Source organism: Candidatus Palauibacter sp. (genome assembly GCF_965237495.1).
In the GTDB taxonomy this organism is placed as follows: Bacteria; Gemmatimonadota; Gemmatimonadetes; order Palauibacterales; family Palauibacteraceae; genus Palauibacter.
In genome coordinates this window covers 2177647-2191873 of sequence record NZ_OZ250143.1, presented here as the reverse complement: position 1 = coordinate 2191873, position 14227 = coordinate 2177647, and the positions used below count along the sequence as shown (strand labels likewise).

11 protein-coding genes are annotated in these 14227 nt (G+C 68.9%); 9 read left to right on the top strand and 2 right to left on the bottom strand.

Annotated features, from left to right (window positions below; genetic code table 11):
* The first annotated feature begins 55 nt into the window (after window positions 1-55).
* The 3 genes from ggt (ACPXY0_RS09510) (at window position 56) to ACPXY0_RS09500 (ending at window position 5533) form a co-directional block, all read left to right on the top strand.
* Window positions 56-1798 carry a gamma-glutamyltransferase gene (gene ggt, locus ACPXY0_RS09510; protein WP_423924295.1) on the top strand — a complete coding sequence of 581 codons (1743 nt, stop codon included), beginning with the start codon at window positions 56-58 and terminating at the stop codon, window positions 1796-1798.
* A gap of 115 nt (window positions 1799-1913) precedes the next feature.
* Window positions 1914-3653, top strand: a complete 1740-nt coding sequence (gene ggt, locus ACPXY0_RS09505; RefSeq protein ID WP_419942175.1) for a gamma-glutamyltransferase — start codon at window positions 1914-1916, stop codon at window positions 3651-3653.
* The gene (locus tag ACPXY0_RS09500; RefSeq protein WP_423924292.1) at window positions 3650-5533 is read left to right on the top strand and encodes a CocE/NonD family hydrolase; all 1884 of its coding nucleotides are present in this window, start codon (window positions 3650-3652) and stop codon (window positions 5531-5533) included. Before ggt (ACPXY0_RS09505) ends, ACPXY0_RS09500 begins: the two co-directional genes overlap by 4 nt.
* On the opposite strand, the gene ACPXY0_RS09495 is transcribed toward ACPXY0_RS09500, so the two are convergent.
* Window positions 5530-6315 (bottom strand): DUF6263 family protein, encoded by a 786-nt coding sequence (locus ACPXY0_RS09495; protein WP_423924290.1) that lies wholly within the window; start codon window positions 6313-6315, stop codon window positions 5530-5532. The genes ACPXY0_RS09500 and ACPXY0_RS09495 overlap by 4 nt on opposite strands.
* Window positions 6316-6437: 122 nt before the next feature.
* Window positions 6438-7265 carry a DUF6263 family protein gene (locus tag ACPXY0_RS09490; protein ID WP_423924288.1) on the bottom strand — a complete coding sequence of 276 codons (828 nt, stop codon included), beginning with the start codon at window positions 7263-7265 and terminating at the stop codon, window positions 6438-6440.
* Between the two features lie 208 nt (window positions 7266-7473).
* On the opposite strand from ACPXY0_RS09490, the gene radC reads away from it, so the two are divergent.
* The 6 genes from radC (at window position 7474) to rimI (ending at window position 14178) form a co-directional block, all read left to right on the top strand.
* Complete coding sequence (gene radC / locus ACPXY0_RS09485; protein ID WP_419942171.1) at window positions 7474-8157, top strand: RadC family protein; 684 nt, start codon at window positions 7474-7476, stop codon at window positions 8155-8157.
* A gap of 111 nt (window positions 8158-8268) precedes the next feature.
* Window positions 8269-10491, top strand: a complete 2223-nt coding sequence (locus tag ACPXY0_RS09480; protein WP_423924286.1) for a RelA/SpoT family protein — start codon at window positions 8269-8271, stop codon at window positions 10489-10491.
* A 16-nt stretch (window positions 10492-10507) separates the two neighbouring features.
* A complete protein-coding gene (gene uvrB, locus ACPXY0_RS09475; protein ID WP_423924284.1) occupies window positions 10508-12544 on the top strand; it encodes an excinuclease ABC subunit UvrB in 2037 nt (678 codons plus the stop codon).
* Entirely contained in the window at window positions 12541-13026 is a 486-nt protein-coding gene (tsaE, locus tag ACPXY0_RS09470) for a tRNA (adenosine(37)-N6)-threonylcarbamoyltransferase complex ATPase subunit type 1 TsaE (protein ID WP_423924282.1), read from the top strand. The genes uvrB and tsaE overlap by 4 nt, the downstream gene beginning before the upstream one ends.
* On the top strand, window positions 13020-13727 hold the full coding sequence (gene tsaB, locus ACPXY0_RS09465; RefSeq protein ID WP_423924280.1) for a tRNA (adenosine(37)-N6)-threonylcarbamoyltransferase complex dimerization subunit type 1 TsaB: 708 nt from the start codon (window positions 13020-13022) through the stop codon (window positions 13725-13727). The genes tsaE and tsaB overlap by 7 nt, the downstream gene beginning before the upstream one ends.
* On the top strand, window positions 13714-14178 hold the full coding sequence (rimI, locus tag ACPXY0_RS09460; protein WP_423924278.1) for a ribosomal protein S18-alanine N-acetyltransferase: 465 nt from the start codon (window positions 13714-13716) through the stop codon (window positions 14176-14178). Before tsaB ends, rimI begins: the two co-directional genes overlap by 14 nt.
* Window positions 14179-14227 lie beyond the last annotated feature (49 nt).

Sequence of the window (14227 nt, the reverse complement as noted above, 5' to 3'; positions counted from 1 at the left end):
CAACTCCGGGTCTAGGATCAAGGTTCCGCGAACCCCCCTGCCCAGGAGCCGTCCCATGAGACGCCGAGACTTCCTCGCCACCTCCGCCGCCGCCGCCGCCGGCTCCAGCCTCATCGGCTGCCGTCCTCCCGAGACTGCGAGCGCGACCGCCACCGCGGGCGGGCAGTGGGGCCCCGCCGGCGATTCGAACGTCCCCGGCCTGCTCGGGCCCGCGCACCGGACCGTCTGGGGCGCACGGGGCGTGACGGCCGCCGCCGACTACTACGCGTCGCTCGCCGGCACGACGATCATGATGCAGGGCGGGAACGCGGTGGACGCCATCGTGGCCGCGGCCGCCATGCTGAACGTGTCCGAGCCCTACATGTCCGGAATCGGCGGCTTCGGCGGCTTCATGCTCATCTATCTGGCCGAGGAGAACCGCGTCGTCGGACTGGACGCGCTCGGCAGGTCGCCCGCCGCGTCATCTCCCGCCACGATGACGCTCGATGACTTCGAGATGGGCTACAAGGCCCCGATCGTCCCCGGGGCCTTCAAGGGCTGGGCCGCGGTGCTCGAGCGCCACGGCACGATGAACCTCGGCGACGTGTTCGAGCCCGCGATCCAGCTCGCCGAAGACGGTTTCGTCGTCTCGCGCTTCGACGAGATCCACACGAACGGCGCCGCCGCCGAGAAGCTTGGCCGCTTCCCCTCGACGACGCGCGTCTTCTTCCCCAACGGACGTCCGCCGCGCATGGGCGAGATCATCAAGCAGCCCGACCTCGCCGCGAGCATGCGCCGCCTCGCGCGGGAGGGCGCGGACGACTTCTACAAGGGCGAACTCGGAGACCGCGTCGTCACCTTCCTGCAGGAAAACGGCGGCCACATGACGAAGGCCGACCTCGAATCGTTCGACGTCACATGGAAGGAACCGATCACGACGACGTTCCAGGGCCACGATCTGTACGCGATGCCGCCGGGCTCGTGCGGGATGTCGATGTTCCAGGCCCTCAACATCATGGACGGTTTCGACCTTCCGAACATGGATCTGTACGGGTCGGAGTTCGCCCACCTGTGGCTCGAGGCGTACAGACTCGCCCTCATCGACGACGACCGGTACAACACGGGGAAGGAAGACGCCGATATCCCGGTCGACATGATCATCTCCAAAGAGTACGCGGACGAGCAGCGGGCGATGATCGACCCCGCGCGCATCGCCTCGTTCGCCGGGGCCCCGCTCCCGTTCTTCGGGACGACGAGCCTCTCCTCGGCCGACCGCTGGGGGAACGCGGTCGCCTTCACGCAGTCGCTCGTGAGCGGCTACGGGAGCGGTGTGATCGCGGGCGACACCGGGATCTTCCTCAACAACGGCCACACATTCGGCTTCGTGCTCGAGGAAGGGCACGTCAACCACCTCGAGGGCGGCCAGAAGGCGAAGGGCGTGATGACACCCTGCGTCGTGATGAAAGACGGCAACCTCGTCGCGGCCGTGGGCGCCGCGGGCGGCTACACGATCCCGCAGACCGTCGGACAGGTGATCACCAAGCTGACCACGGGCGGGATGGACATACAGCTCGCGATCGCTTCCCCGCGCATGTGCCTCAACCGGGGCGGCGGGCGGACGCCGATCCCGGAGGACTCCGTCACCTATCTCGAGGCGGGATTTCCGCCCGAGGTATACGGGGAGCTGGCGGACCGGGGGCATAACCTGGCGGAACCCGGCAACCCGGGCGGCGTGCAGGGCGTGTACCGCGACGCGGAGACCGGCGCCCTCGCCGGCGGCTCGGACCCGCGGCGGGACGGCCACGCCATCGCCTGGTGAGACTTGCGCGCGTTGGTCGGTGGCGCGGCTGACCCCGCGCGGTCGGGGTCTTGAGCGCCGGGCAACCCCGGGTCTAGGATCAAGAGTTGCCATCCCCCTACCCAGGAGTCGTCCCATGAGACGCCGAGACTTCCTCGCCACCTCCGCCGCGGCGGCCGCCGGATCGAGCCTCATCGGCTGTCGCGCCCCCGAGACGGCCGCCGCCCCGCCGGACGGCATCGGGCAGTGGGGGCCCGCTGGCGAATCGAATGTCCCGGGCTTGCTCGGGCCCGCGCACGGGACCGTGTGGGGCGCGCGTGGCGTGACGGCCGCGGCGGACTACTACGCATCGCTGGCCGGCACCACCATCATGATGCGAGGCGGCAACGCGATCGACGCCATCGTGGCCGCGGCCGCCACGCTGAACGTCTCCGAGCCCTATATGTCGGGGATCGGCGGTTTCGGCGGCTTCATGCTCATCTATCTGGCCGAGGAGAACCGCGTCGTTGGACTCGACGCGCTCGGCCGGGCGCCCGCCGCCTCATCGCCCGACAACATGACGCTCGGCGACTTCGACATGGGCTACAAGGCGCCGATCGTACCGGGGGCCTTCAAGGGCTGGGCCGCAGCCCTCGAGCGCTACGGTACGATGAGTCTGGGCGACGTATTCGAGCCCGCGATTCAGCTCGCCGAGGACGGCTTCGTCATCTCGAAGTTCGACCAGATCCACACCGCCGGGAGCGCGGACAAGCTCGGCAACTTCCCGTCGAGCACGCGAGTCCTGTTCCCGAATGGCCGTCCGCCACGCATGGGCGAGATCATCAAGCAGCCCGAACTCGCGGCGAGCATGCGACGCCTCGCCCGGGAAGGCGCGGACGACTTCTACAAGGGCGAGATCGCGGACAGGATCGTCTCGTTCCTGGCCGAGAATGGCGGTCACATGACGAAGGCCGATCTCGAATCGTTCGAGGTCGAATGGAGGGAGCCGATCACGACCACCTTCCAGGGCCACGACCTGTATGCGATGCCGCCCGGATCTTGCGGCATGTCGATGTTCCAGGCGCTCAACGTCATGGACGGCTTCGACCTCGCGAACATGGACCTGTACGGATCCGAGTTCGCTCACCTCTGGCTCGAGGCCTACAAGCTGGCCCTGATGGATGACGACCAGTACAACACCGGCAAGGAGGATGTGGACATCCCGGTCGACCGATTCATCTCGAAGGCGTACGCGGACGAGCAGCGTGCGAAGATCGACCCCACCCGCGTCGCCTCCTTCTCCGGGGCGCCACTCCCATTCTACGGGACGACGAGCCTTTCCTCCGCCGACCGGTGGGGTAACGCGGTAGCGTTCACCCAGTCGCTGGTCGCGGTGTACGGGAGTGGCGTGATCGCGGGCGATACCGGGATCTTCCTTAATAACGGCCACATGTTCGGTTTCGTGCTCGAGGAAGGCCACGTCAACCACCTCGAGGGCGGCCAGAAGGCGAAGGGCGTGATGACGCCGTGCGTCGTCATGAAGGACGGCAACCTCGTCGCCGCCGTCGGCGCCGCGGGCGGCTACACGATCCCCCAGACGGTGGGGCAGGTGATCACCAAGCTCACCGTCGGGGGGATGGACATGCAGCTTGCGATCGCCTCGCCGCGGATGTGCATCAACCGGGGTGGGGGCCTGACGCCGATTCCGGAGGACTCGGTCTCGTATCTGGAGGCGGGGTTCCCGCCCGAGGTGTACGGGGAGCTGGCGGATCGCGGCCACTACCTGGTCGAGCCCGGCAACCCGGGCGGCGTGCAGGGCGTGTACCGCGATGCAGAGACGGGTGCCCTCGCCGGCGGCTCGGACCCGCGCCGTGACGGTCACGCGATCGCCTGGTGACGCGAGAGACGATCCTCCGCGGCGTCCTTCTGGCCTCGTTGGCCAGCTTCGCCTGCGGGGAGGGGGCGTCGACAGCCGGCGATGAGGGGGCGAGCGCGGCCCCGGTGAGCGCGCTCGTCCGCAACCAGGCCCTCCACATCCCGATGCGCGACAGGGTGCGCATCGCGGTCGACGTCTGGCTTCCGGACGGCATCGAGCCCGGCGACCGCCTGCCCGCCATGATCCGGGCGACCCGCTACTGGCGCGCCCGGGACGAGGTCGGCATACCCCTCGAGGAGACCGCGAACTTCACCGAGGCGGAGCGCTGGAACGGAGCCGGCTACGCGCTCGTCCTCGTCGACGGGCGGGGAAGCGGGGCTTCGTTCGGGATCCGCCGCTTCGAACTGGCCGAGGACGAGGTGCGCGACTACGGAGAGGTCGCGGACTGGATCGCGGCCCAGCCCTGGTCCAACGGACGGGTGGGGGCGTACGGGGTCTCCTACGCCGGCAACACGGCCGAGATGCTGGCCGTCAACGGGAATCCCGTCGTGAAGGCGGTCGCGCCGCTGTTCAACGACTTCGACAACTTCGGCCACCTCATCTTCCCCGGCGGCGTCCTCACGGTCGGCTTCCTCGAGGATTGGTCGGACCGCACCCGCATGCAGGACCTGAACGACATGTGCGGTCTTTCGGACGCGACCGGGCCGGCGTGCGACGACGTGCTCGGCCGCGTGACCGGGGTGAAGCCGGTCGACGCCGACCACGACGGGTCCCTGCTCGCGGCGGCAGTCGCGGACCACCAGGCCAACACTGTGCCCTTCGAGGCGGCGCTGGAGTACGAGTTCCGCGACGATCCCTTCGGCCCCTACGGCGAGACGAACGTCGGGCACCGGCGCAGCCCCTCCGGCCACCTGCCGCAGATCGAGGAATCGGGCGTGGCGATGTTCATCCGGGTCGGCTGGCAGGACGCCGCGACCGTGAACGGCACCCTCGGCCGCTACAACACGATCTCGAACGCGCAGCAGGTGTTCATCGGCCCGTGGGATCACGGCGCCAGCAACGACACCGACCCCTTCAGGCCGGTGGACACGCCCGTCGACCCCGACGCCGCGACGCGGTTCGCGGAACTCGTCGCGTTCTTCGACGCACACCTGAAGGAAGACGGGTCCGGAGAGACGCCGACCGAGGTCCACTACTACACCCTCGGCGCCGACCGCTGGACGCGCACGGAGACCTGGCCCCCCGAGGGTTTTGACGACGTGACGTGGTACTTCCGCGAGGACGGCGCGCTTTCGACCGAAGCTCCCGCCTCGGAAGCGGGGGAGGACCGCTACACGGTCGACTTCACGGCCACGACGGGAATCCGGAACCGCTGGTACACGAACGGCGGGGGCGGCGATGTCGTGTACGGCGACCGGCGGGCCGAGGACGAGAAGCTGTTGACCTACACGAGCGCGCCCTTCGCGGTCGACACCGAGATCACCGGCCACCCGGTGGTCACCCTGCACCTGGCTTCGACGGAACCGGACGGCGCGTTTCTCGTCTATCTGGAGGATGTCGCCCCGGACGGGACGGTGCGGTACCTCACCGAGGGACAGCTCCGCGGGATGATGCGGGCGGTGACCGACGACCCGCCGCTGTACCGGAAGTACGGGCCGCACCGCGGCGAGTCACGCGCGGACGCCCTGCCGCTGGTGCCAGGCGAGGTCGCCGAACTGAGCTTCGATCTGTGGGCGACCTCGGTCCTGATCCGGGCGGGCCACAGGATCCGGGTCGCCCTCGCCGGCGCGGACGCGGACACCTTCCTGCGTTACCCGCGCAACGGAAGCGTCCCGGATCTGTCGGTCCAGCGCAACGCGATGCATGCCTCCCGCATCGTGTTGCCGATGAGGTCGCCCTAGGTCGGATCGGTCACGAGTTCGAGTGTCGTGGTCGTCTCCACCGGCATGGCCATGCCCCCCATCCCCATTTCGACGCTCAGCCGGCTCTCCTGACGCACATACCTGCCCTCGCCCACATCCACGACGAGCGACCCGCTCAGCTCCCCACTGACGCTCACCGGCATCCCGCCCATGTCGAGACTCGACTCCACGGGGCCCGTGAACGTGATCGTCGCCTGACCGTCTTCCAGGCTGGTGAAGGTGTACGTGAACTCCACCTCCATGGTCGCCGCCGGTCCGCCCATGGACCCCATGGACAGGGGGACCGGCACGATATCCGTCCAGGAATCCCCCGCGGCGACCTCGGCCTCGGGTAGCCAGAAGAAGTTCGAACTCTCCAACAAACCCTCCGCCACCGCCTCGGCGTCGTCGCCCGCGGCATCGTCGGCAGCGACGTTCAGCATCCGGCCGCGCGGGTCCATCTCGATCGTAAAGGCCCTTCCCGAGAGATCCGGCGCCGGGGGCCCCCCGGGCGTGCTCACCGTCATCGTGGACGAGTCGATCGCCGTGCGCGCACGAATGACCTCGTCCGTCGCGCTCAGGATCGTCTGCGTCTGATGCGCGCGGAGCGTCATGGAGATGGGCATCATCGGATTCTGCATGCTCATTTCCATGGAGTAGACGTAGAGATTCACCTGGCCCTCGGGCGGGGCGAGCCGGAGGAGCGACTGCCCGCTCAGGGGGAGAGCGAAGGCGAGGGCGATCATGGTGGCGGTGCCGGCACCGCGCCGAACTGATTTCACTGGTCCTCCTCAAGGTACTGGGATTCCGGTAGCGGCCCCGTTCTCCTTCGGCCTCCGCCGTCGGGCGCCCGCAACCTGCACGTGCGGGCTCCGGGGTGCCACTCGTTCTTCACGATCGGGTGTTATCGATCCGGTAACAGTTCGAGTGTGGTCGTCGAACTCGTCTTCATCGACATCCCGGCCACGCTCATGTCGAGGTTCATCCGGCTCGTCTGGCTCTGGTATCGGCCCTCCGCCAGGTCCACGACCGTCGTTCCGGTCACGGTCCCGCTGCCGCTCATCCCCATGCCCCCCACGTCCAGACTCATGTCGATCGGACCCTCGAACGAGAGGGTTGCGAGGCTACCCTCCAGGCTGACGAACGAGTACGTGAGTTCCACATCCATGGACACCGTTCCGTCGGGCCCCATCGGTAGACTCATCGGCGCGTCGAGCGTCCAGGAATCCCCCGGGCTGACCTCCTCCTCGGGCAGCACGAAGTAGTTCGACTCCTCGAACATGCTCTCCAGGCTCACCCCGGCATCAACCGGCAGGCCCTCGGTGTCGACGACGCCAAGGAGTCTGCCACGCGTGTCCATTTCCGTTGTGAAGACGCTCCCGGAGAAGTCCGGAAAGATGTCCATCCCCGGCATGGCCATAGCCATCGTCGTGGCGGTCGAGTCGATCGTCCCCCGGGATCGAATGACCTCGTGCTCCACGCTCAGGACCGTCTGCGTCTGATGAAAGCGCATGGTCATGAGAGGGCCGGTCGAGGGCATCATCGGATTCTCCATGTTCGTTTCCATGGAGTAGGCGTAGCGGGATACCTGGCCTTCGGGCGGTACCAGCCGGAGCCGGAGCGGCCCGCGGAGGGGAACAGGGGGCATGGCCGGGGGCGGCCCGCAGGAAGCGAGCGCGGTTGCGAGGGAGAGGGTCGTGGCGGCGGCGACACCGCGCCATCCTGATTTCATCGATCCTCCTGACGGTGTTGAGACCGGGCTCCGGAGCCCGCGCCCTCGAGCGAACGGCTTCGGCCCCGGCTGGCTGGTTGGCCCATGGCCGCCAGCGAGCCCGCAACCTGCGCGATCGCGCGCGGACGGGCCACCGGCCCCGAGGACGATATGCCTTGCCTTACCCCGCAGTTGAGACGGGATTCATGCGCGCCGCGATACATTTCGCATGGCTCCGAAGATCCTGGAACTCCCGGCCAGCGAACGTCCGCGGGAGCGGTTGCGCCGCTTCAGCGCCGACGCGCTCTCGACGACCGAACTGCTCGCGGTCGTGCTCGGGGCCGGCGCCATAGGGCGCTCGGCGGTGGACGTGGCGGGCGGCCTGCTCACCGCCTTCGGCGGCTCGCTGCGCGAGATGGGGAGGGCGGAATCCGCCGCACTCGAGAAGACCGCGGGGATCGGCCCCGCCCGTTCGGCCGCGGTGGCCGCCGCGCTCGCGCTGGGCCGGCGTCTCGCGGCGGAGCCCGCGCGCGCCAGCGCGCGCATCCGTAGCCCTGCCGACGTGTTCGGGCGTCTCGGCCCCCTGCTGCGCGACCGCCGGCAGGAGGAGTTCTGGGTCATCTACCTGAACACGCAGAGCCAGGTCCTGCTCGAGCGCCGCCTCACCGTCGGGCTCCTGAACAGTTCGCTCGTCCACCCCAGGGAGGTGTTCGCGCCGGCGATCGCGGCGGCCTCCGCTTCCGTGATCCTCGCCCACAACCACCCGAGCGGCGACCCGGAGCCTTCGCCCGAGGACATCGCCGTCACCTGCCAACTCGTCGAGAGCGGCCGGCTGCTGGGGATCCCCGTCCGGGACCACGTCATCCTCGGCGACCGCGGATACGTCAGCCTCCGCGAACGCGGCGTCTGCTAGCCCGCGCTACGGCGGCGTGCCGAAGGGGCGCGCCGAAGTTGCGTCCCTCCGCTACCTTGAAAGGTTATCGGAGCGAGCAGGGCGTGACTTCGCACGATCGGAGCGCGAAGCGTGGAGAGCAGCGTCAAGCAGGCAGCCGGCCGGGCCGCGCCGGGAGCGGGCCCGCGTTCGCTGCTGCCCGAAGACTTCATGAAGGCGATCGCGGGGTACGAGGATCGACTCGACCTCGATCTTCTGGCGCTGGCGTTCCAGTACAGCCTCGAGAAACACGAAGGCCAGAAGCGTCGCTCCGGCGAGGACTACATCCGCCACTGTGTCGAGGTGGCCAAGATCCTCATCGAGATCCGGCTCGACACCGTGAGCCTCGCCGCCTCGCTGCTCCACGATGTGGTCGAGGACACGGATACGACGCTGGACGAGATCAGGACCGAGTTCGGCGACGAGATCGCCATGATCGTGGACGGCCTCACCAAGATATCGCTGTTCGCGTTCGGTTCGATGGCCGAGCGCCAGGTCGAGACCTACCGCAAGCTCCTCCTCTCCATGGCGCGCGACGCGCGCGTGATCCTGGTCAAGCTCGCGGACCGCCTCCACAACATGCGGACGCTCGAGCACCTGCCGGCGGGCGCCCGCGAGCGGATCTCCCTCGAGACGCGCGAGATCTACGCACCGCTGGCCCACCGTCTCGGGGTCGCCCGGATCAAGTGGGAGCTCGAGGACCTCGCCTTCAAGTTCCTGGAACCCGACGGCTACCGGCAGCTCGTGGGGGAGGTCAAGGCCACCCGCAGGGAGCGCGAGGGACTGATCCGGAGCATGGAGGAGCCGCTGGGGGCCGAACTGGCGGCCGCGGGGATCCGCTGCGAGGTCACGGGCCGTCCCAAGCACCTGTGGTCCATCTACGGCAAGATGATCAAGCGCGACGCACCGTACGAGGAGGTCTACGACACGCTGGCGATGCGGATCCTGGTGGACTCCGTGCGGGACTGCTACCACGCGCTGGGGATCGTGCACAACAAGTGGACTCCGCTCACCGAGCGCTTCCACGACTTCATCGCCACGCCGAAGTCGAACATGTACCAGAGTCTGCACACGACGATCTTCGGCCGCGGCGGCGCCCTGTACGAGATCCAGATCCGCACGCACGAGATGCACCGCACCGCCGAGTACGGGATCGCGGCGCACTGGCGCTACAAGGAGGGCCGGCCGGGGGACGAGGTCGACGACGAACTCGCGTGGTTCCGGCAGGTGCTCGAGTGGCAGCAGGAGACGCGCGAGCCGGAGGAGTTCATGGAGTTCCTCCGCATCGACCTCTTCCAGGACGAGATCTTCGTCTTCACCCCGGCCGGCGACGTGAAGCAGCTGCCGAAGGGGGCGACCCCGATCGATTTCGCCTTCGCGGTCCATACCGAGATCGGGCTCCACTGCGCCGGAGCGAGGGTGAACGAGAGGATCGCGCCGCTCAGCCGGCCGCTGCGAAACGGAAATACGGTCCACATCCTCACGTCTGACTCCCAGTCGCCGAGCCGGGACTGGCTCGGCTTCGTCCGCAGCAGCAAGGCGCGGCACGAGATCCGGCAATGGATTCGTCGGGAAGAGGAGGAGTCGGCCATCCGTCTCGGCAAGGGAATCGTGCAGCGCGAGTGGAGGCGCCGCCGACGCGGGAAGGTCGACGAAGCGGCGATCCGGAAGGCGTGCGGGAGGCTCGGGTACGACACGCCCAATGCCCTCTATGCGGCCACCGGGCGCGGGGATGTCGGACTCACGCGCGTGATCCGGGCGATCCTCCCCGAAGCCGTGCCCGAAGTGCCGGAGAAGACGCCAAGTCCCCTCAACAAGCTCGTGGACAAGGTCTGGGGCGGAGCGGGGAAGGGGATCCGGATCCAGGGGATGGACAACCTCATGGTCCGCTACTCCCAGTGCTGCCAGCCGGTCCCCGGCGACAGGGTCATCGGCTATATCACGCGCGGGCGGGGCGTTTCCATCCACAGGCAGGACTGTCCCAACGTACTCAACCTCTCGAACGCCCCGGAGCGCCGGGTCGAGATCGAATGGGAGGAGCACGGCCAGCGCCGCTTCCTCGTGCGGATCATCATGGAGGGGACGGACCGTCACGGCCTGTTCGCGGACATCGCGCGCGCCGTGAGCGACACGGGCACGAACATTCAGTCGGCCGACATCAAGGGCGTCGAGGGCGGGATGCGGGGCCAGTTCGTCGTGGAGGTCGAGAACCTCAGCCACCTGCAGAAGGTCATGCGCCAGGTGCAGGGCGTGAAAGGCGTGCTCTCGGTCGAGCGCAAGGAATCCTTCGGCGAGAGCGACCTCACGCTCGAGTAGCGACTCGAGTACCACTATGCCCAGTTTCGATCTTCAGCTTCCGTTCGAGCCGATGGGGGACCAGCCCGCCGCGATCCGCGAGCTGGCGGACGGCGTGCGCCGCGACGAGAAGTGGCAGACGCTGCTCGGGGTGACGGGGAGCGGCAAGACCGTGACGCTGGCGGCGATGATCGCCGAGGTCAACCGTCCGGCGCTCGTCATGAGCCACAACAAGACGCTCGCCGCGCAGCTCTATGGTGAACTGCGACAGTTCTTTCCGCGCAATGCGGTCGAATATTTCATCTCTTACTATGACTATTATCAGCCGGAAGCCTACGTGCCGGCCACGGATACATACATAGAGAAAGACGCGTCGATAAACGAGGACATCGATCGCCTTCGGCTGCGCGCCACGTCCTCGCTCATGGAACGGCGCGATGTGATCGTCGTCGCCTCTGTCTCCGCCATATACGGACTCGGAGACCCGGCCGGCTACCGGGAACTGATGCTCACGTTGCGCGAGGGACAGGAGATCTCGCGGCGCGAGATCCTCTCTTCGCTCGTACAGGTCCAGTATTCACGCAACGACCTCGACTTCGTGCGCGGGACCTTCCGGGTGCGGGGTGACGTCATCGAGGTCCTCCCGGCGTACGAGGAGCAGGGCGTGCGGATCGAACTCTGGGGTGACGTCATCGAGCGCATCTCGAAGATCGATCCGATGACCGGGGTCACGATCACGCGCCTGCCCGAGACGTCGATCTTTCCCGCCACCCACTACGCCACGCTGGGCCACCGGCTGGAGGAGGCCCGCGAGGCGATCTACGTGGAACTGGAGGAGCGTCTGCTCCACCTGCGGCGCGAGGGCAGGCTGCTCGAGGCGCAGCGGATCGAGCAGCGAACCCGCTTCGACCTCGAGATGCTCACGGAGGTGGGCTTCTGCCCGGGCATAGAGAACTACAGTCGGCACCTCGACCGGCGGGCGCCGGGCGAGCGTCCCTACTGTCTCCTCGACTACTTTCCGGACGACTATGTGGTGGTCGTGGACGAGTCCCATGTCTCGATCCCCCAGATCGGCGCCATGTACGAGGGCGACCGCAGCCGCAAGCGGACGCTGGTCGAGTTCGGCTTCCGGCTGCCATCGGCACTCGACAATCGGCCGCTTTCCTTCAAGGAATGGGAGGAAATCGTGCCACGCGTGATCTTCGTCAGCGCGACGCCGGGCGGGTACGAACTCCGGAAGAGCGACGGCGTGGTCGTGGAACAGTTGATCCGGCCCACGGGCCTGCTCGATCCCGCGGTCGAGGTGCGGCCGGTTCGCGGGCAGGTGGATGACCTGCTGGGCGAGATTCGCCGCCGGACGGAACGGCGCGAGCGGGTGCTCGTGACGACGCTGACCAAGCGGATGGCGGAGGACTTGTCGGAATTCCTGGCCATGCGCGGAGTGCGGGTCCGCTACCTGCACTCCGACATCGCCACGATCGATCGGGTGAAGATCCTCCGCGACCTGCGGCTCGGGACGTTCGATGTCCTCGTCGGGATCAACCTGTTGCGGGAGGGGCTCGATCTCCCGGAGGTCTCTCTCGTGGCGATCCTCGACGCGGACAAGGAGGGGTTCCTGCGCTCGGACCGATCGCTCGTGCAGACGATGGGGCGGGCGGCCCGCCACATCGCGGGCAAGGCGATCCTGTACGCGGATCGCGTGACGGACTCCATGCGCCGGGCGATGGACGAGACCGCGCGGCGGCGGGAGGTGCAGGCGGCGTACAACCAGGAGCACGGGATCGAGCCCCGCTCCATCGTGAAGTCCGTGCGGGAGATCCGCTTCTCGACCGCGGTCGCCGACGCGCGCGAGGCGCAACCGGCGGTCTTCGAGCGGGAGGGAGCGTACGAGAAACTGTCGGCGGAGGAGCTGGCCGACGTCATCGAGAAGGACATGCGCGCCGCCGCCGCCGCGCTCGACTTCGAGACCGCGGCGCGTCTGCGGGACGAGCTGTTCGAGATTCGCGCGCGGATCGGTGGCAAGGCGCGAGCGCGTGCCCCCGGGGTGCCGGCTTCCGCGGCGGATCCGGCATGAGACCGGCGGTCCTCGACGAGGCGGGGCTCGTCCGCTGGGGGCGTGCACTCGGGGAGACCGCCGCTCGCGAGACCGTGTTCGTCGCGCTCCTCGGACCGCTGGGGGCCGGGAAGACGCGTCTCGCGCAGGCGGCGTGCGCCGGGGCCGGCGTGCGCGACCCCGTCACGAGTCCGACCTACACGCTCGTCCACTGGTACGAGGGAGACCGGGGGGCCGTCGCCCACGCGGACCTGTACCGCATCCGCGACGCGTCGGAGCTGCCGGGGCTGGGCTGGGAGGAACTCGAGTCCCACCCGGGCGCGGTCTTCGTCGAGTGGGCGGAGCGAGCGGGCGGGCAACTCCCGCCCGACAGGTGGGAGGTCCGGCTCGAGTTCGCCGCGGGCGGAGCGATGCGGAACGTCACGGCGCGGGCGCTGGGGGACGCCCCTCCCATCCCGGACCCCGCTCTTCACGCTAGGGCGGCCCGGGCGCCCTCGTGCTGACGCTGGCGCTGGAGACGAGTACGCGGCTGGGGAGCATCGCCCTCGGGCGCGGCGACGAGTTGATCTCGGAGTGCGCGCTCGCGGTCCGGGCCACGCATTCGGAGACGGTGCTCGACGAAGTGGCGCGCCTCCTCGCGCGTGCCCGCGTTGACGCCGGCCGGGTCGAGCGCCTCGTGATCGGCGCGGGTCCCGGCTCGTTCACGGGGGTGCGGATCGCGGCGGCGCTCGCGAAGGGTTGGTGTCACGCGCGGGACGTGCCGCTCCATGCCTACTCCAGCCTGCGCTCCGTCGCCGCCTCCGCGGGGCGCGAGCGGGTGTGCGCGCTGTTCGACGCCCGCCGCGGCGAGGTGTATGGGGCTGCGTACCGGAGCGGCGGGCTGGACGGTCCGGTCCTCGGGCCCGCGGCGTGCGCCATCGAGGCGTGGCTGGACCGGCTCGACGACCCGGCCGCCTGGTCCTTCGCCGGGGAGGGGGCGATCCGCCAGCGGGCCCGGATCGAGGCGCGCGGGGGAAGCGTCCTCCCGGCCTTTCTCGGGGTGCCGCGGGCGGCGGCGCTGCTCTGGCTCGCCGAGAGGATCCCCCAGGGCCGCGTGGACGACATCGAGTTGTGGGAGCCGCGGTACGTCCGGAGTCCCGGCGCCGAACGCCAGGCCCACCGCCAGGCCGAACGCCAGGGCGGGCGCCACGGTGGACGCCGGTAAGCCGCCGCCCCGGATCCGGCGGCTCGCCGCGGCCGACCTTCCGCAGGTGGTCGCGATCGAGGAAGCGAGCTTCGCCGCGCCGTGGTCCGCGCAGACGTTCCGAAACCTCCTGCGGCGCCGCGACGCCTGTCTCTTTTCGGCGGTCGACGAAGGCGAGCGGGTCGTGGGGTACGCCGCCGTGTGGTTCGCCGGCCCACAGGGAGAACTGGGGGACCTCGCCGTCGACCCGGTCGAGCGCCGCCGCGGCATCGGGGCCCGCCTGGTGGAAGCGGTCCTCGCGGAGGCGCGGTCGCGCGGGGCGCGGCAGATCTTCCTGGAAGTGCGCGAAGGAAACCGCGGCGCGCAGGGCCTCTACCGCAGCTGCGGCTTCGAGGTCGTTGGACGGCACCCGGCGTACTACGCGGGCCCGACCGAGGACGCGCTGACCATGCGCCGGTTGCTGGTCCGTTGATCCTCTTTCGGAACCTTCGAAGACCTCATCTATTGTCCGGCGAAGGTCC

Bases quoted from the DNA above. Each gene is read 5' to 3' on its own strand.
- ggt (WP_423924295.1), top strand. From the start codon at position 56: ATGAGACGCCGAGACTTCCTCGCCACCTCCGCCGCCGCCGCCGCCGGC.
- ggt (WP_419942175.1), top strand. From the start codon at position 1,914: ATGAGACGCCGAGACTTCCTCGCCACCTCCGCCGCGGCGGCCGCCGGA.
- ACPXY0_RS09490 (WP_423924288.1), bottom strand. From the start codon at position 7,265: ATGAAATCAGGATGGCGCGGTGTCGCCGCCGCCACGACCCTCTCCCTC.
- radC (WP_419942171.1), top strand. From the start codon at position 7,474: ATGGCTCCGAAGATCCTGGAACTCCCGGCCAGCGAACGTCCGCGGGAG.
- uvrB (WP_423924284.1), top strand. From the start codon at position 10,508: ATGCCCAGTTTCGATCTTCAGCTTCCGTTCGAGCCGATGGGGGACCAG.
- tsaE (WP_423924282.1), top strand. From the start codon at position 12,541: ATGAGACCGGCGGTCCTCGACGAGGCGGGGCTCGTCCGCTGGGGGCGT.